Here is an 18,257-nt window from a genome sequence, read left to right on the forward strand (position 1 = left end):
GGGAACCGGGGTGGGAGAGGATCCGCCGTGCCGCTAGCGCGACTCGGACTGCGGCAACGCCTTCACCGGCTGCTCGCGCTCGGCCAGGAGCTTCGTCACGAAGCGCTGGCCTTCGCTGATGCGCTCGATCTCGACCGCCATTGTCTCCAGCGCCTGTTCCATGCGCTCGAGGCGTCGCTCCTGGGCCAACGTGCTCGCGGCCGGCTCGGCTTCGCGCCGCCGCACGTACGCGCGCACGAGCGGTAGGCCGAGCGTCACCACGATCACGGTGAAGAAGAAACCGCCGATCGCGAGGATGTCTTCGTTCATGCGGGCTCCGTGGCCGTTGCGGCGGCCGCTGCGGGAAAGATGAGTCGGATCTCGGTACCGGCGCCCGGCGCGCTCTCGGCCTCGACGCTGCCGCCGTGCGAGACCACCGTCTGCTTCACGATGGCCAGCCCGAGCCCGGTGCCGCCGGTCTTGGTCGTGACGTAAGGCTCCCAGATGCGCGCGAGCGCATCGGCGGGGATGCCGACGCCGTCGTCCCGTACGGCCAGCGTCACCATGCCGTTTCGCCCGATGATGCGCAGGCTCACCGTGCCGCGGGCCTGCGTGGCATCGACGGCGTTCAGCAGGACGTTGGTGAGCGCGCGCTGCAGCGCGTCATGCTGACCGCGCACGACGAACGGGCCGCCATCGGTCTTCACTTCCTGCGTGACGCTGCGGGGTAGGGTGGCGCGCGCGGTCTCCCGGGCCAGCTCCGCGAGGTCGACGTCGGCGACGGGCCCTTCGGGCAGCCGGCCGAACTGCGCGAAATTCTTGGCCATCGCCTCGAGCCGCGTCGACTCCGCATCGAGCACCTCGACCGTGTCGCGCAGCTCCGGCGGCACCTTGCTGCGCAGCGTCGCCACGGCGAAGCGGATCGGCGTGAGCGGATTCTTCAGCTCGTGCGCCACCTGTCGCGCCGACTCACGGAAGGCCGCAAGGCGCTCCGCTTCGATCGCGCTGCGCCGCCCCGCTTCGAGATCCACGGCCATCGTCCGCATGCGCTCGCGCAGCGTGCCGAACTCCGGCGCGCCCTTCGTCTGCTCGTCGCCGGGTGCCGGCAGCGCCTCGCCGCGCGCGATGCGCTCGGTCCACCCGACCAGTTCGTCGAGTGGGCGCGAGAGCTGGCGGCTCAGGTGGCCCGCGACGCGCGACGCGATGTAACTGATGATCACCATCACGAGCAGGCCGAGCCCGAGCAGGACCGCCGCCGTGCGGTTCACGAGGAATCGGAAGCGACGGGCCTGCACGCGGGATTCGCCGAGCTCTTCTTCGTGGCGGCGGAGCAGGGAATCGGTCCGCGCCGCACCCGGGGCCTCGCGGGCCGCGCGGATTGCCGCCTCGCCGCTCTCCGCCACCTGGTCCCAGGCCCCCACGCTCGAGAGCCGCGGGAGGATGCGCGCCGTCATCCCGCTCCACGCCAGCGTCAGCACCAAGGCTGGCAGGAACGCGAAGGCGGCGAGGATGAGGAAGAGGCGGGTCCGGAACCGCGGCGTGCGCACGTTCCAAATCTGCGCCCATCCGCACCTCCGCGCAGGGGTTTGGCGACCTCGGTTTCGGCCCCCAAGTGCCCACCCCACTGCCATTTGGCCCGTTTCGCGCTAGCTTTCCCGTCCGGGACGCGCTCGGCGCGTCGATGATCCGCAGCCCTCCTGGCGCGACCATCGGCACGTCGAGCTGGCGCCCCCCTCGCGGGTGATACTCCCCCGCGGGCACTCACACGGCGATTCACGCCAGGATACAGATGCACCCTCGTTCCGCTTCACCGGCCGCCGCGCGTGTTCCGCGCGGCCCGGTCGCCCCGTTGCACAGGGGCCCGCAGGCCAGCGCACTCGGCGGCACCTCCGCCCACGCGCCCAACGCCGCACTCCTCATCGACTTCGACAACGTCACGATGGGGATCCGCTCCGACCTGCAGACGGAGCTTCGCAACCTCCTCAGCAGCTCCATCATTTCCGGCAAGGTCGCGGTCCAGCGCGCCTACGCCGACTGGCGCCGCTATCCGCAGTACATCGTCCCGCTCAGCGAGTCGTCGATCGACCTCATCTTCGCGCCGGCCTACGGCTCGTCGAAGAAGAATGCCACCGACATCCGCCTCGCCGTCGACGCCATCGAGCTCGTCTTCACGCGGCCCGAGATCGGCACCTACATCCTGCTCTCCGGCGACAGCGACTTCTCGTCGCTGGTGCTCAAGCTCAAGGAGTACGGCAAGTACGTCATCGGCGTCGGTATCCGCGAGTCGTCGAGTGACCTGCTCGTCCAGAACTGCGACGAGTACTACAGCTACAACGCCCTCGCCGGTCTCGTGAAGACGGGCGACGAGAACGGGGCGGCCAAGAAGTGGGATCCGTGGGAGCTGGTCACGGAGGCCATCGGCCGCATGCAGAAGAACGGCGACGTCATGCGCGCTGACCGTCTCAAGCAGGTCATGCAGGAGATCGACGCGACCTTCGACGAGAAGGATCTCGGCATGTCGAAGTTCTCGCGCTTCTGCATGGAGGCCGCGCAGAAGGGCCTCCTGCACGTCGCGAAGCTCGAGAACGGTCAGCTCGAGGTCGGCCCGCCGAAGGGTGGCGTCGCACCGGTCGCCGCTGCCGCGGCACCTGCGGCTCCCCGCGCCGAAGGTGAAGAGCGCGAGGGTGGTCGGGGCCGTCGGGGCCGTCGGGGCCGCGGGGGTCGTGGTCGCGACCGTGACGATCGTCCGGCGACGCCTGCACAGGGCGAGCTCGCCGTCGCCGACGCGCCGGCCGCTGCTGCCGCACCGGCGCCGCGTGAAGAGCGCGGTGGCCGTCCGGACCGCGGTCCGCGCCCGGCGCCTGCGCCCAAGGTCGATGAAACCATCGGCGTCGCCGGCATTCGCCTCACGCGTGACGAGGCCTTCGGCCTGGTCCGCGATGCCGTGAACGCCGTCGCCGCCGGCGACAACCCGGTGCCGTCGGAGACCGTGCGTGCGAAGGCTTTCGCGCTGCTCGGCCGCGATTCCGAGTCGCTCTCGGCCAAGAACTTCGCGCGCATCCTCAAGGACGCGCACGACGCCGGCATCCTCGACCTCCGCAAGCGTGGCGAGGCCTTCGAGGTCACGGCTGTTGCGGACGCGCCGAGCATCGCCGATCAGTTGAGCGCGGCGGAAGCTGCGCATACGCCGGCTCCGGTCGCGACGACGCCGGTGCCGCGCGGCATGGGCGCGCGTGGCATTCCGTCCAAGGGTGGCGCGCGTGGTGCGAAGCCGGTGCCGCCGTCGCTGCTCCTCCTCGGCGTCGTCGAGCACGACGAGCCGACGCCGAAGGCTGAAGAGCCGAAGGCCGAGGCGACTGAGGCCAAGGGCGCGAAGAAGAAGGCCGCGCCGGCCAAGAAGAAGGCCGCCAAGGCGGAGGGCGATGCGCCCAAGGCCAAGAAGCCGGCGGCGAAGAAGAAGGCTAAGGTCTAGGCCTTCTTCGCGGTTACACCAGGCAAACGCGCGGGGCGCCCTCTGAGGGTGCCCCGCGCGCTGCGTTGAGAGCGTCAGTCCCCATGGCTAGCTTCTGAGAATGACTGCACTCGTAGAGTTGCTGGACAGCTTCCGCGCTGCCGCTGTGAGCGAGCGTGAGAAAGGGACGTACTTCGAGGAGCTGATCCTTGCGTACCTGCGGCACGAAGCCAACTACAAAGACCTCTACAGCGATGTCTGGACCTTCGCCGACTGGGCCAAGTCCGAAGGGAGGGTCGCGAAGGACGTCGGCATCGACCTCGTCGCGAAGACACGCGACACGGATGAGATCCACGCCATCCAGTGCAAGTTCTACGCGCCGGATTACCGCATCCAGAAATCCGACATCGACAGCTTCTTCACGGCGTCGGGGCAGAAGCCGTTCTCGCATCGCGTGATCGTCAGCAGCACGGATCACTGGTCCGAGAACGCGGAAGCAGCCCTCGCGGGCCAGCAGATCCCCGTCAGCAAGATCACCCTCTACGATCTCGAGACCAGTCAAATCGACTGGGCGCAGTTCAAGCCGAAGGCCAAGGCGGCGCCCGCCCTGAAGCCCAAGAAGTCGCCGTTCCCGCACCAGCGCTCGGCGATCGAAGACGTCATCACCGGGCTCAAGAAGGCCGACCGCGGCAAGCTCCTGATGGCCTGCGGCACGGGTAAGACCTTCACGGCCCTCAAGATCGCCGAGCGACAGGCCGGTGAAGGCAAGCGCGTGCTGTTCCTAGTGCCGAGCCTCGCGCTGCTCTCGCAGACGCTCACGGAGTGGACTCAGGAGAGCAACGTCGGCCTGCACAGCTTTGCCGTGTGCTCCGACAGCGACGTCGGCAAGAAGAAATCCGCCGACGACGACAGCATCCAGACCGTCACGCACGAGCTGCGCTTTCCGGCAACTACTGACGCCAAGCGCCTCGCCGCGGAGGTGAAGGCGCGGCACGATGCGCAGCATATGACCGTCGTGTTCAGCACCTATCACTCGATCGAGGTCGTGCATCAGGCGCAGGCCGAGCACGGGTTGCCGGAGTTCGACCTCATCGTCTGCGACGAAGCCCACCGGACCACGGGTGCGACCTGGGCCGATGCGGACGAGAGCAGCTTCGTGAAGGTCCACGACGCTGGCTACATCGTGGGCGGCAAGCGGCTCTATATGACGGCGACGCCGCGCATCTATGGGAATGCGGCGAAGGCGACTGCCGACAAAGAGAGCGTCACGCTGGCCTCGATGGACGACCCCGCGCTGTTCGGCGAGGAGCTGCACCGCCTCAGTTTCTCCGACGCCGTGCAGCGCAACCTGCTCGTGGACTACAAGGTCGTGGTGCTGGCCATCGAGGAGTCACACGTCAACAAGCGCCTGCAGGGGCTGCTCGCCGACCCCAACAACCAGCTCAAGGTGGACGACGCGAGCAAGATCGTCGGCTGCTGGAAGGCCTTGGCCAAGCAGGGCTTCAGGGAGTACGGCAACTACGGCGACCCGATGCGCCGCGCGGTCGCCTTCTGCCAGGTCATCAAGCCGAGCACGGGCAAGAAGCACAAGGTCAGCTCGATGAACATCGCCTCGATGTTCCAGGCGGTAGTCGAGGCCTATCAGCAGTCCGCGCCGCCCGAGGAGCAGGCCGTCACGCTGCGCTGCGAGGCGCAGCACGTGGACGGCGGGATGAACGCCAGCGAGAAGGAAGCCAAGCTCGCCTGGCTCAAGTCGCCGGCGCCCGCCGACACCTGCCGCATTCTCAGCAACGTGCGCTGCCTCAGCGAAGGCGTGGATGTCCCCGCGCTCGATGCCGTGCTCTTCCTCACCCCGCGCAATTCGCAGGTGGACGTCGTCCAGTCGGTGGGCCGCGTAATGCGCAAGGCACCCGGCAAGGACCTCGGCTACGTCGTGCTGCCTGTCGTGATTCCTGCCGGCGTTGCGCCAAACGAGGCGCTCGACAACAACGAGGTGTACAAGGTCGTCTGGCAGGTGCTGCAGGCCCTGCGTTCGCACGACGACAGCTTCGACGCGATGGTCAACAAGCTGGACCTGATGAAGGTGCCGCCCAGCAAGATGGAAGTCATCGCCGTCACCGACCGCATCCAGCAGAAGCCGCGCAAGAAGGGCACGGCCGAGAGAGCCAAGGGCGCGTTCGGGATTGGCGCGAAGCCGTCACCCAAGGAGGACGCCGAGCTTAACCAGACGCAGATCGAGTTCGAGATCGGCGAGATCGAGCGCGCCATCTACGCCAAGCTCGTCCAGAAGGTCGGCAACCGGCAGCACTGGGAAGAGTGGGCCAACGACATCGCGAAGATCGCCCAGACGCACATCGACCGCATCACGCTCCTCGTGCAGGACCCCAAGCACGAGCGGGAGCGGGCGGCCTTCGCCGAGTTTGCCAAGGAGCTGCGCGACGACCTCAACGACAGCATCTCAGATGCCGAGGTGATCGAGATGCTCGCGCAACATCTCATCACCAAGCCCGTGTTCGATGCCATCTTCGCGGGGCAGGGCTTTGCGGATCGCAACCCGATCAGCCGGGCGATGCAGAAGGTGCTCGATGTGCTGCAGGAGCATCATCTGGAGAAGGAGGCCGATACCCTACAGGGCTTCTATGCCAGCGTGAAGATGCGCGCGGAGGGGATCGACAGCGCCGAGGGGCGGCAGAAGATCGTCGTGGAGCTCTATGACAAGTTCTTCCGCGGCGCCTTTCCGAAGCTCACCGAGCGGCTGGGCATCGTGTACACGCCGGTGGAGGTGGTGGACTTCATCATCCACAGCGTGGCGCACCTGCTGGAGAAGGAGTTCGGTCAGACCTTGGGCAGCGAGGGGGTGCACATCCTCGACCCGTTCACGGGGACGGGGACGTTCATCACGCGGCTACTGCAGAGCGGGTTGATCTCCAAGGAAGAGCTGCAGCGGAAGTATCGGAAGGAGATTCACGCTAACGAGATCGTGCTGCTCGCCTATTACATCGCTGGCGTGAACATCGAGTCCGTGTATCACAGCATCGTGGGCGGGGAGTATGAGCCGTTTCCGGGCATCCTGCTGACGGACACGTTCCAGATGTATGAGAAGGAGGACCTGCTCAGCGAGCTGTTAGTGGACAACAGTGCGCGGCGGAAGCGGCAGAAGAGGCTGGATATTCGCGTGATTGTGGGGAATCCGCCGTACTCGGCTGGCCAAAAGGATGCAGCAGACGACAACCAGAACGTGGCTTACCCGCACCTGGACGAACGCATCGCTGAGACCTACGTAAAGCGCTCCACGGCGACGCAGAAGAAGGCGTTGTACGACAGCTATATCAGGGCATTGCGCTGGGCGACTGAGCGTGTCGGCAAGAGTGGGGTCGTAGGATTTGTGACCAACGCGGGGTTCCTTGAAGGGAACGCCGGCTCGGGTATCAGAAGGTCGCTCGTCGATGAGTATAGCAGCATCTACGTCTTTCACCTGCGCGGCGACGCCCGCACACAGGGTGAACGGCGACGCAAGGAGAAGGACAATGTCTTCGGAGCCGGAACACGGACGCCGGTAGCTGTTACCCTGCTTGTGCGGAACCCAGACGCTCGTGTGAGCGGTCGGGTGTACTTCTATGAGATTGGCGACTATCTAAGCCGCGAGGAAAAGCTCGAGAAGCTCCAAGGCCTCGCAAGCATCGCAGGCATCGAGGCTGCGGGCTCGTGGCAGTCGATTACGCCGGACGAGCACGGTGACTGGTTGAACCAGAGAGTGCCTAGTTTCGAGCGGTTCTTGGCAATCGGTGACAAGCGTGGGTCTGATCCGTCGATGTTCGAGAATTACTCTCTTGGCGTGAGTACTAATCGGGATGTTTGGGCGTACCAGGACTCGCAGGAGATGCTCGCGAAGAACTTTCAGTCTGCGGTGCAGTTTTTCAACGGCGAGGTCAAGCGCATCGCCAACGCCAAGGCCGCCGGTCAGGAACTCACGCTCGACGACGTCCGGGGCTTCGTTGACACGGACCCCTCAAAGTTCGGATGGGACGACAAGATGTTCCGCTCGGCGTTAAGCGGACGTAGAGGCGAGTTTAGCCAGGATCACTTGCGGCCGAGCCTGTATCGGCCTTTCAACAAGCGCTGGCTGTACTTCGACCGTGCATTCATCACCCGGCCAGGCCAACATCCTCGAATCTTTCCGGATGGGCAGGACAACAGAGTCATCCTGGTGAACGCTGCGTATAAGATGACCGGCTTTGTCGCGTTGATGTCTGATATCATCCCGGATCTTCACGTCAACGGCGATGTGCAGGCCTTTCCGCTCTATTGGTACGGTGCGGATGCAGAGGACAAGGACGACGTCACTGCTCCGCAACTCCTGCTTGGTGCTTCTGCACCCTCTTCTGCAGTGGGCGACCAGAAGCTCGCCATCACAGACGCCGCCCTCGCCCACTTCCGCGCCGCCTACCCCAACGACCCCTCGCTCGACAAGGAATCCATCTTCTACTACTGCTACGGCATCCTCCACCACCCGGAGTACCTCCGCAGCTTCAAGGACAACCTCGCCAAGGAACTCCCCCGCATCCCTCGCGTGAAGTCCCGCGAGGACTTCTGGGACATCCACAACATCGGTCGCACCCTCGGCGAGTGGCACGTCAACTACGAATCGTTCGACTACAACCGCTGCCCCGAGGTCGTCGTCGACACCAAAGGCAAGACGCTCACCGACGAGCACTACCGTGTCGAGAAGATGCGGTACAGCAAGGTCGAAGGCGCCAAGGACCTCACGACGATCCACTACAACGAGTTCATCACAGTCCGCAACATCCCGGATCACGCGCACAGTTACGTGATTGCCGGCCGCTCGGCCATCGACTGGGTCGTCGAGCGCCAGGGCGTCCGCACCGACAAGGACAGTGGCATCGTCAACGATACCAACGCCTGGGCCATCGAGACGATGAAGAATCCTAAGTACCCGCTGGAGCTGCTCCTGCGCGTCATCGCGCTCAGCGTCGAGACGCTCAAGCTGGTGGACCAGCTCCCGAAGCTGGACGTGCTGGAGAGCTAGCGGCTCCTCGCAACGCGGCGCTACCGGCTGCGAGGAAACGATGTGAGGCACGGTGGCGCGAAGGTTAGGGTGTTCCGATGGGCCAGTCCGAACTCTTGCGCGTGCTCATCTGGGGCAAGACCTACCCAGAGCTGAGCAGCAGGCACACCGAGACCGTCTGTACCGGCGCGGTGGACGAGCGTGGTCGGCCCATCCGGCTGTACCCCGTTCCGCTGCGCTATCTCGGGAGCGACAGGGCCTATAGCATCGGCGATGTGGTCGAGGTCCGCGCAGAGCCGAATCCCAAGGACAATCGTCCAGAGAGCCATCGGATTGACCCCGCATCGCTCAGGATTATCCGCAACATTCCGACCGATCGGGATGAATGGGCGGGGCGCGCCGAGTGGATCAACCGGGACCGGTCCTGGCACTACGAGAGCATCGCCGATCTCGAGGCGGCGAGGCTGCGCGACGACAGCTCAATTGGACTTATCCGTCCCGGTGCAGTGGAACGAGTCTACCTTAGCCGGAAGCCCGCCTCCGCCCGTCGCGAATTCGAGGAGAAGTGGGCGAGCGTCACCGCCCAACGGGACTTCTTCCTGCCCGAGTACAAGGAGCTGGAGTTCCTCGAACACGAAATCCGCATCGCGTGGCGCTGCGCGGTTGCCTGTGACACCTGCGCCAAGAATCCCCACGATATGATGGTGCTGGATTGGGGCTTGCTCGAGCTCGCCCGTCGCGATCGGGACTGGGAGAAGGCGCGGCAGAAGCTGGAGAGCATTTCCAATCTCGAGACGCGCGACTTCCGCCTCTTCATCGGCAACTTTCGCCTGCACCAGCAAACTTGGGGCGTCATCGGACTCTGGTACCCGAAGCGCCAAGCCCAACAGCGGCTGTTCTAGGCGGGAATCAGCCGCTTGCAGCCCTCGGGCCCGAGGTGCAGAACCTCACTTTCGTTCTGTTCCGCCCAGAGCTCAGCCAAGATCCCGCGATGACAGTCCTCGGGATGGCGCTCAAAGCAAGTCAAGGCGATTCGGCGATGCACAACTCCGTGTTCCCGGAGGGCATTGCTGAGCACTTCAAGCACCTCGGGATGGTGCCTCACGTAGGAGCGGTACAAGGCCAAGCACTCGGCGTGGCTCGCAGCGGCCTCGCGGAGCCACTTCGGGTTCCCAGCCGCCGGTACGTGGACGTAGGCGATGCCTGCGGCCCTCAGGCCGGAGGCGAAGGCCGTCTTGGAGAATCCTGGCTTGTGTGACCACGCCGTTTCGCGCACGTCCACCACAACCTCGACGCCGTCCTCAAGCAGGAGGTCGATGTACTCGTCGAGCGATCGCTTCTCGTATCCGATCGTGCACAGCGGCATTGGGTTCCCCTCAGCGAGGTGTCTCCTGACGTACCCAATCTTCATACGACCCATCATAAAGCGCCACATCCCGCCCGATGTGCCGCAGCGCCAAGTACACCCAGCTCGCCTGCAGCCCGATGTGGCAGTACGTCACCGTCGCTTCGCCGGGAATCACGCCCGTGGCGATCAGCAGGCGCTCGATCTCCTCGCGCGGCTTGAAGCGTCCTTCGGCATCGGTCACGCTCGTGAACGGCAGACTCACCGCGCTCTCGATGTGCCCGCCGTTCGGACCACCGCCAAGTGCCGTGGGCGTGAAGAACTGTTCCGTGCGGGCGTCGATGAGCTGCCGACCGCCATCGGCGATCGCCGCACGCACACCGTCGCGCGTCACGAGCCGCGAGGTATCCGGCACGATGCGCACATCGCCACTGATGGGGCTGCGGCCTGCGCCGCTCGCGACAGTGCGCGCCACCGACGAGCGCCACGCGGGCAGCCCGCCGTCGAGCACCGCCACGCGGCCACGGAGGCCCGCCCACTCCAGGGTATAGAATGCGCGTCCGGCCTGCAGCATGCGCGCGGGTCCATCGAACACGAGCACGATGCGCGAATCGTCGCGCACGCCGAGGTCACGGAGCCCGGCTTGCAGGGCCTCGACTGTCGGCAGCTGCAGGCGTAGGCCGCCAGGCACCATCGGCGCCACCATCACACGCTCGAAGTCCAACCGCAGCGAGCCCGGCACGTGCCCGGCGCGATACGACGAGTCGCTCCCGACGTGCAGCACGACCACGCCCGGCCGCGCGAGCTGCAGCGCGAGCCACTCGGCGCTGACCACCGGCGGAAGCGCCGACGCCTGCGCGTCGAGTGTGGTCGCATGTCCGAGAAGGGCCGCCGCCGCGAGCAACGCGCGCATGGTCTGCCTCACTTGATGACGCCGGTCTTCAGGCCCACGCGACGAATCGCCGCCACCGCGAACTCGAGATCCGCCTTCGTGTGGCTGGCCGAGATCTGGCAGCGCAAGCGCGCCGTGCCCTGCGGCACCACAGGGAATCCGAAGCCCGTCACGAAGATGCCTTCTTCCAGCAGCAGTTCGCTCATGCGGATGGCATCGGCCGTCTCGCCGATGATGATCGGCACGATCGGCGTGTCGCCCTCGAGCGGATTGAAGCCCGCCTCGACGATCGCCCCGCGGAAGAATGCCGTGTTGTCGCGCAGCTGTTGCACGCGCTCCGGGTGCTGCTCGATGAACTCCACGCTCGCCAGGGCCGAGGCCGCGACCGTCGGCGGCAGGGCGTTGGAGAACAGCTGCGGCCGCGAGCGCTGCGTGAGCGTGTCGCAGAGCGCCGTCGGTCCGGCTACGAAGCCACCCGCCGCACCGCCCAGCGCCTTGCCCAGGGTGCTCGTGATCACGTCCACTTCGCCCAGCACGCCGAAATGCTCCGCCGTGCCGCGGCCCGTCTTGCCGAGCACGCCGGTGGCGTGCGAATCGTCCATGATGAGGATCGCGTCGTGGTCCTTGGCGATCTGCAGCAGCTGCGGCAGCTTCGCCACGCTGCCTTCCATCGAGAACACGCCGTCCGTCCAGATGAGCCGACGCTTCGCCGCCTTGTTCGCCTTCAGCTTCTCGACCAGGTCGTCGAGGTCGCTGTGCTTGTACACGGCCGTCGTGCACTTCGTGATGGCCTTCGCGAGGCGGATCGAGTCGATGATCGACGCGTGATTCAGCGCATCCGAGATCACGAAGTCGCCTTCCTGCACCACGCTGGCCGTCAGGCCCTCGTTCGCGTTCCACGCCGACACGTAGCTCATCGACGCTTCCGTGCCCACGAAGCGCGCCAGTGCCGTCTCGAGCTCGCGGTGCACCGTGAAGGTGCCGCAGATGAAACGCACGGAGCCCGTACCCGCGCCGTACTTCTTGAGCCCGTCGATGCCCGCCTGCACCACGCTCGGCTCGTCGCAGAGGCCGAGGTAGTTGTTGGACGAGAGGATCAGGACCTCCCCGCGGCCTTCCATCTGCACGCGGGCCGACTGCGGGGAGTCGAGATGGTTGAGCTTCTTGTAGGTGCCGGCGGCCTTGAGGGCGTCAATGCCGGACTGGAGCTCGGAGACGAAGTTCGAATTCATCGAATAACTGCAGTTGAAAGTTGGCAGTTGGTAGTTGAAAGCACTGGACGAGGGGAGATGCGCGCCGGTCGCAGTTACTCCCAACTCCCAACTCACAACCCGCAACTGCAGTTGTGAGCCAGTGCATGAGAATCAGGAGATCTCGAACACCACTTTCCCGGCCTCACCGGACTTGATCGCCGCGATCGCCTCTGCGTGCGCCTCAAGCGGGAACCGGTGCGTGATGACCGGCGTCGGATCGAACTGCCCCGCGCGCAGGAACTGCGTCATCTGGATCCAGGTGTCATACATGCGGCGGCCGACCACGCCGTACACCGTGATGCCCTTGAAGATGATCTCCGTCGCGAAGTCCACGTCCATCGGCTTCGCGGGGATCCCGAGCATTTGCACGCGGCCGCCCACGCGCACGAGCTTGAAGCCCTGGTGCACCGCCGCCGGCACGCCGCTCATCTCGAGCACCACGTCCACGCCGAGTCCGTGCGTCGCCTTCTGCACTGCCGCCTCGGCGTCCTGCGGGTGCACCGCGCTGTGCGCGCCCATCGTCGTCGCCAATGCCAGGCGCTTCGGGTTCACGTCGCTGGCCACGATGTGCGAGGCCCCCGCCGCCTTCGCGATGCCCACCGCGAAGATGCCGATCGGGCCGCAGCCGGTGACCAGCACCGTCTTGCCCGAGAGCTCCGTCCCGTGCAGCGCCGTGTGGAAGGCATTGCCCATCGGGTCGTGGATGCCGCCGATCTCGAAGGGGATGTTCGCATCCAGCTGCCACACGTTCGTCGCCGGCATCGCGATGTAGTCGGCGAAGGCGCCGTCGCGGTCCACGCCGATGATCTTCGTGTTCGGGCACACGTGCGCGTTGCCTGTGCGGCACAGATGGCACATCCCGCAGACGATGTGGCCCTCCGCCGTCACGCGGTCGCCGACCTTTACGTCGGTCACCAGCGCGCCGACCTTCTCCACTTCGCCGGCAAACTCATGGCCGACGATGAACGGCGGCTTGCAGCGACCCTGCGCCCAGGCATCCCACTCGTGGATATGGACGTCGGTGCCGCAGACGCCGGCGCGCCGGACGCGGATCAACACCTCGTCGTCGCGGATGGTGGGGACGGGGACTTCCTTCAGCGTGAACCCCTGGGTCGGGGCGGATTTGACGAGAGCGCGCACGGAATGGCGGGGCAGGGCCGATACTCCCATCGGCGTCGTGGTGTACCTTCAGCATAGAAACGTCACCCTCTCGCCCCCTCGAAGAAAGGGGGCCCCTCGAGTTCCGCCAGCGATGTCCGTCGGCTCCATTCCGCGCCACGCCTATCGGCCCTACAGCACGCCCGCCCTCGTCGCCTGGATCGCGATGGCGGGACTCGTGACGTATGCGGCCGGGCCCGTGCTGCGACACATGGAGTTCGCGGTCATCCCGTGGCCGTTGCACGGCCTCGCCGTCGCCATCCTCTTCAGCAGCCGCGAGCGGGATCGCCCCTGGACCGCCATCGCGCTCTCCGTCGCCATCATCCTCGGCGCGGGCGGCCATAGCGGCGACTGGATGCGTTCCATCACCGGCACGGCCCAGCTGATGGCGCAGACCATCGCCGTCGTGCTGTTCCATCAGTGGCTGAGCGGCGGTCGGCACCCGCTCCGCGGCGCACTCTCCTATGCGTGGCTGGGCGTCGTCGTGCTCCTCGGCTCGCTGCCGACGACGCTGCTCGCGACGTTGATTGTCGAGATCGTCGGCCCCCAGATCGCGCCAGGCTATACCACGGGCGAGTGGTGGGTCTCGGCGGTCTCCTCGATGTACGCGATCGCACCGATCCTGCTGGCCCAGAGCGCGCCGGCCCGCATCGAGGTACGTGCCAGCACGACCTGGCGCTGGGAGCTGCCGTTGCTGGCCGCGGTCTATGCCATCGCGCTCGTCTGGGCGTTCTTCGAGCCGGCGTGGCCGCGGCTGCAGCTGCCCGCCGCCGTCGCGACCGTGCCGTTCCTCGTGTGGGCCGGTCTGCGCTTCGGCGTGCGCGGCTACGCCGTCTTCGCCGCCATGTTCGTCGTCGCCGTCATCGCCTCGACGGTGCTCGACGTCGGGCCCTTCGGCCAGTTCGGCGACGACCCCATCGTCCGTGGGCGCCGAGCCTGGATCTACGTCGCCTCGCTCGCGGGCCCGACGATGATCTTCCCGCTCACGCTCGTCGAACGCGCCATCGCCGAGGCGCGCGCCCGCGGCGCCTTCGCCCAGCTCGCCGCCATCATCGAAAGCTCCGGCGACCCCATCGCCGCCATCGACCACGACCTCGTCATCATCGCCGTGAACCCCGCCTGGGTGCGCGGATTCCATCGCATCTCCGGCGTGACCGTGCGCCCCGGCATGCGCATGGACGACGTGCTCGAGAGCCTGCCGATGGATCGCGACGAATCGGTGGCGCACTGGCGCCGCGCCCTGCAAGGCCACCGCTTCACCGCCATCCGTGAGGTCGGCGATCCGGCGCTCGCGCGCGACGAGTTCGAGATCACCTACAGTCCCGTGCGCGACGAGCAGGGCGACATCGTCGGCGCGAGTCAGGTGGTCCGCAACGTCACCGACCGCCGCAAGCACGAGTCGGCCGAGGCCGAGACGCGTCGCCTCGAGGCCCTCGGGCGCCTTGCCGGCGGCGTCGCGCATGACTTCAACAACCTGATGACCGCCGTTGTCGGGTATGCCGGCATCCTCGCGCAGTCGCTGCCCGCGCACGACCCGCGCCAGGCGGACCTTGCCGAGATCGAACGCGCCGCGACGCGGGCCGGCGAACTCACGCAGCAGCTCCTCGCCTTCGCCAGGCGCCGCGTCGTCGCCCCGAAGGTCGTCGATGTCGGCGATCTCGTGGGTGGCTTCATGCGACTTCTCGACCCGCTGCTCGGCAGCACTGTGCGCCTCAATGTGCGCATCGGCACCGACCTGCCCGATGTCCGCATCGATCCCGCACAGTTCGAGCAGGTGCTCATGAACCTCGCGGTCAACGCCCGAGATGCGATGCCGAACGGCGGCGAGTTGGGCGTGGATGTCGTGCGGACCCGCTACCGCGACGGCGTCGGCGTCCGCGTCTCCGTGCGCGACACGGGCACGGGCATGGAACCGGAAGTGGTCGCGCGCATCTGGGAGCCGTTCTTCACGACCAAACCGCAAGGCAAGGGCACCGGCCTCGGCCTCGCCACCGTGCACGGCATCGTGCACCAAGCGGGCGGGGAGATCGGCGTCGAGTCGACGCTCGGCGTCGGGACGACCTTCAACGTCCTGCTGCCGGGCGTGGACCCAGACGACAGCGCGGTCGCCGGCTGAGCCGGCGCTACACCAGCGCTGGCTTCACCGCCTCCACGCGCACGGCGCAGACCTTGAACTCCGGGATCCCCGACGGGCCGTCGAACGCGGGGTTCGTCAGCAGGTTCGCGGCCGCCTCGCGGTAGTGCATCGGCACGAACACCTGCCGGCGCGCCACACGATCCGAGAGCCGCACCGCGATGCGGATCGTGTTGCGGCGCGAGGTCAGGCTCACTTCGTCGCCGTCCTGCACGCCGAGTTCCGCGGCATCGAGCGGGTTCAGCTCCACCGTCGCGGTGCTTTCGCGCGCGTCCAGCGCCGTCGAACGCCGCGTCATCGTGCCGGTGTGCCAGTGGTACATCTGGCGGCCCGTGTTCATGAAGAACGGGAACTCCGCGTCCGGGAGCTCGGCGGGCGGCAAGTACTCCGTCGCCACCAGCAGGGCCTTGCCGTCCGGCGTCGGGAAGCGATCCGCGAACAGGAACGCCATGCCTTCGCTCGACGCGTCGGGCACGGGATACTGGAGGCCAGCCGGCCGCTCCATCAGGCGCCGATACGACACCCCACGCCAACTCGGCGTCACACGCGCGATCTCATCGAACACCTCGGACGCGGTCGCGTAGGGCGTCGGCACGCCCAGCCGCCGCGAGAGATCCAGCACGATATCGAGATCGCCGCGCGCCTGGCCCGGCGGCTCCACGGCCTTCCGCGCCAGCTGGATGCGGCGCTCCGTGTTCACGTAGGTGCCGTCCTTCTCAGCGAAGCTCGCCCCCGGCAGCACCACGTCCGCGCAGCGCGCCGTCTCCGTCAGGAACAGGTCCTGCACCGCGAGGAACTCGAGTCCGAGGAACCAATCCTCGGCGTGCGCCACATCCGGGTCCGAGATGATCGGATTCTCGCCCATGATGTACATCCCGCGCACCGGCGAGTCCTTGCCGACGATCTCGGTCACCTTGCGGCCTGGCTTCGCGTCGAGCTTGGCCGGATCCACGCCCCAGGCCTCGGCGTACAGCGTCCGCACCTGCGGATCATCCACGCGGCGGTAGTCGGTGAACGCAAACGGAATGGCGCCCATGTCCGACGCGCCCTGCACGTTGTTCTGCCCGCGGATGGGAATCATCGGTGCGCCCCAGCGGCCGATCATCCCGCAGGCCAGCATCAGGTTGAGCAGCGACGTGACGATGTCCGTGCCCGTGTGATGCTGCGTGAGGCCCATCGCCCAGAGCGTCGCCGAGTTGGGCCCGCGGGCGTACAGCTCGGCCGCGCGGCGGATCGTCGCCGCCGGCACACCGGTGATGCTCTCCGCCAGCTCAGGGGTGTAGCGCTGCACCGCCGCGCGCACCTCGTCGAAGCCGCGCGTGCGCTTGGCGATGAAGTCCTTGTCCTCGAGGCCCATCGCGAGGATGTGGTGCAGCATGCCGTTCAGCAGCGCCACGTCCGTGCCGGGCAGCAGCTGCAGGTGCACGTCGGCGCGGGCGGCGAGTTCGATGCGGCGGGGGTCGGCGACCATCAGTGTCGCGCCGCGCTTGAGGGCGCGCTTGATCGCCGCCCCGAACACCGGGTGGCTCTCCGTCGTGTTGGCGCCGAGGATGAAGATGACGTCGCTCTCGTGCTCGACCTCGCGCATCGAGCCTGACGAGGCAGAGGTGGCGAGGGCGCGCTGCATCGCGCTCACCGAGCTGGAATGGCAGAGCCGGGTGCAGTGGTCGACGTTGTTCGTGCCGATGCCGGCGCGGAACAGCTTCTGGAGCACGTAGTTCTCTTCGTTCGCGCACTTGGCGCTGGCGAAGGTGGCAAGGGAATCGGGGCCCCGCGTGTCGCGCAGCCGCGCCAACTGCTGCGCGCTGAGCTCCATGGCCTCGTCCCAGGTCGCTTCGCGGAAGACGTCGAACCACTCGCGCGGCGTGGCGATGCGGTCGCGCGGATCGGCAAGCGCCGCGTCGGCGCCGGGGTCCATGCGCTTGCGCAACGGATTGGTGCGCGGGCGGCGATCCTTGGCCGCGGCGCCTTCCTCCTCGACGAGCTCCCACGGGCCGCCACGGCGCGGGAACTGCGTCGCCACCGCGTCGCTGGCGGCATCGTAGCGCCACTGCCCGTCGGCGCCGCGCTGCCAGCCGCGACGGATCAGCGGCGTGGTGAGGCGGTCGCGGTGCAGGATGAAATCCGTGCCGAAACGCCCCTTCACGCAGGTGCTGCCTTCGTTCGGCGTCTCCTCCTCGATCCACGGCGAGACCACGCGCGTGACTTGGCCGCCGCGCACCTCGAGGTCGAGCTGGCAGCCCACCGCACAGTACGGGCACACGCTGCGCACCGTCTCCTTGGGCTGCTCCATCACGCCGGCCTTGAGCTTCGCCATCGGCAGGATGTCGTGGATCGCGCCGGTCGGGCACACCCGCACGCACTCGCCGCACCAGGTGCAGCCGGCGTGCTCCGGGTTCCCGTCCGCGCCGACGACGATCTGCGCGTGTTCGCCGCGCTCGGCGACTTCGAGCACGCCCACCACCTGGATGTCCTCGCAAGCCCGCACGCAGCGCGTGCAGAGGATGCAGGTGGACATGTCGTGCGTGATGATGCCGTCCGTCGGGCGCTCGTCGCCCGTGCGCAGCGGCAGTTCGCGCGAGCGCGTCCGCGGCACCTCGTAGCGGTGCACGAGGTCTTCGAACTCGTTGCGGCCTCGGTCCGCGGGGATCTCCTCAGCCGGATACCGCTCAAGCAGCAGCGACAGCACACCTTGGCGGTTCTTCACCGCCGCCTGCGATTCGGTGTGCACGACCATGCCCTCGGCGGCCGGCGTCGCGCAGGAAGGCAGCAACTTCGCCGTCCCCTCGACGCTCACGAGGCAAATGCGGCAATTGCCGACCGTCGGAAGCTTGGGGTACCAGCACAGCGTGGGCACGTCGATGCCAGCGGCACGCGCGGCATCGAGAATCGTCGCGCCATCCGCGACCGCGCACTCGCGGCCGTCGATGGTCAACTTTGGCATTGCGGCAAACTCCGGAGGGGGGATCCAGTGTCTGAACGTTGGCACTGCGCCCGCGCGTACACAACGTGTCAGGTC

At 67.0% G+C, this 18,257-nt stretch carries 11 protein-coding genes; 4 read left to right on the forward strand and 7 right to left on the reverse strand.

What is annotated here, in order from left to right; translation table 11 throughout:
• Positions 1 to 33: 33 nt before the first annotated feature.
• Together Strain318_RS02250 and Strain318_RS02255 are read right to left on the reverse strand one after the other, a co-directional pair.
• Complete coding sequence (locus Strain318_RS02250) at positions 34 to 309, reverse strand: hypothetical protein (RefSeq protein ID WP_367886912.1); 276 nt, start codon at positions 307 to 309, stop codon at positions 34 to 36.
• Positions 306 to 1,526 (reverse strand): sensor histidine kinase, encoded by a 1,221-nt coding sequence (locus Strain318_RS02255; RefSeq protein ID WP_367886913.1) that lies wholly within the window; start codon positions 1,524 to 1,526, stop codon positions 306 to 308. The genes Strain318_RS02250 and Strain318_RS02255 overlap by 4 nt, the downstream gene beginning before the upstream one ends.
• A 302-nt stretch (positions 1,527 to 1,828) precedes the next feature.
• On the opposite strand from Strain318_RS02255, the gene Strain318_RS02260 reads away from it, so the two are divergent.
• From Strain318_RS02260 to Strain318_RS02270, 3 genes are all read left to right on the forward strand, one after another.
• Positions 1,829 to 3,451 carry an NYN domain-containing protein gene (locus Strain318_RS02260; RefSeq protein ID WP_367886914.1) on the forward strand — a complete coding sequence of 541 codons (1,623 nt, stop codon included), beginning with the start codon at positions 1,829 to 1,831 and terminating at the stop codon, positions 3,449 to 3,451.
• 100 nt (positions 3,452 to 3,551) lie between these two features.
• Entirely contained in the window at positions 3,552 to 8,477 is a 4,926-nt protein-coding gene (locus tag Strain318_RS02265) for a DEAD/DEAH box helicase (protein WP_367886915.1), read from the forward strand.
• A 77-nt stretch (positions 8,478 to 8,554) separates the two neighbouring features.
• Entirely contained in the window at positions 8,555 to 9,358 is an 804-nt protein-coding gene (locus tag Strain318_RS02270; RefSeq protein ID WP_367886916.1) for a hypothetical protein, read from the forward strand.
• Here the strand turns inward: Strain318_RS02270 and Strain318_RS02275 are convergent.
• The 4 genes from Strain318_RS02275 to tdh all read right to left on the reverse strand — a co-directional run bounded on the left by Strain318_RS02275 (position 9,355) and on the right by tdh (position 13,086).
• Entirely contained in the window at positions 9,355 to 9,867 is a 513-nt protein-coding gene (locus Strain318_RS02275; protein ID WP_367886917.1) for a DUF488 domain-containing protein, read from the reverse strand. The two genes, Strain318_RS02270 and Strain318_RS02275, sit on opposite strands and share 4 nt — an antisense overlap.
• Positions 9,833 to 10,714, reverse strand: coding sequence for a sulfurtransferase (locus Strain318_RS02280; protein ID WP_367886918.1), 882 nt, complete (start codon positions 10,712 to 10,714; stop codon positions 9,833 to 9,835). Before Strain318_RS02280 ends, Strain318_RS02275 begins: the two co-directional genes overlap by 35 nt.
• 8 nt (positions 10,715 to 10,722) lie before the next feature.
• Entirely contained in the window at positions 10,723 to 11,925 is a 1,203-nt protein-coding gene (locus Strain318_RS02285) for a glycine C-acetyltransferase (RefSeq protein WP_367886919.1), read from the reverse strand.
• 132 nt (positions 11,926 to 12,057) lie between these two features.
• Complete coding sequence (gene tdh / locus Strain318_RS02290; protein WP_367886920.1) at positions 12,058 to 13,086, reverse strand: L-threonine 3-dehydrogenase; 1,029 nt, start codon at positions 13,084 to 13,086, stop codon at positions 12,058 to 12,060.
• 112 nt (positions 13,087 to 13,198) lie between these two features.
• Between tdh and Strain318_RS02295 the strand changes: the two genes are divergently transcribed.
• The gene (locus Strain318_RS02295) at positions 13,199 to 15,220 is read left to right on the forward strand and encodes an ATP-binding protein (RefSeq protein ID WP_367886921.1); all 2,022 of its coding nucleotides are present in this window, start codon (positions 13,199 to 13,201) and stop codon (positions 15,218 to 15,220) included.
• 7 nt (positions 15,221 to 15,227) lie between these two features.
• Here Strain318_RS02295 and fdhF read toward each other — a convergent pair whose 3' ends face one another.
• Positions 15,228 to 18,182 carry a formate dehydrogenase subunit alpha gene (gene fdhF / locus Strain318_RS02300; protein ID WP_367886922.1) on the reverse strand — a complete coding sequence of 985 codons (2,955 nt, stop codon included), beginning with the start codon at positions 18,180 to 18,182 and terminating at the stop codon, positions 15,228 to 15,230.
• Positions 18,183 to 18,257: the final 75 nt, after the last annotated feature.

This window comes from Pseudogemmatithrix spongiicola (assembly GCF_030623445.1).
Taxonomy (GTDB): domain Bacteria; phylum Gemmatimonadota; class Gemmatimonadetes; order Gemmatimonadales; family Gemmatimonadaceae; genus Pseudogemmatithrix; species Pseudogemmatithrix spongiicola.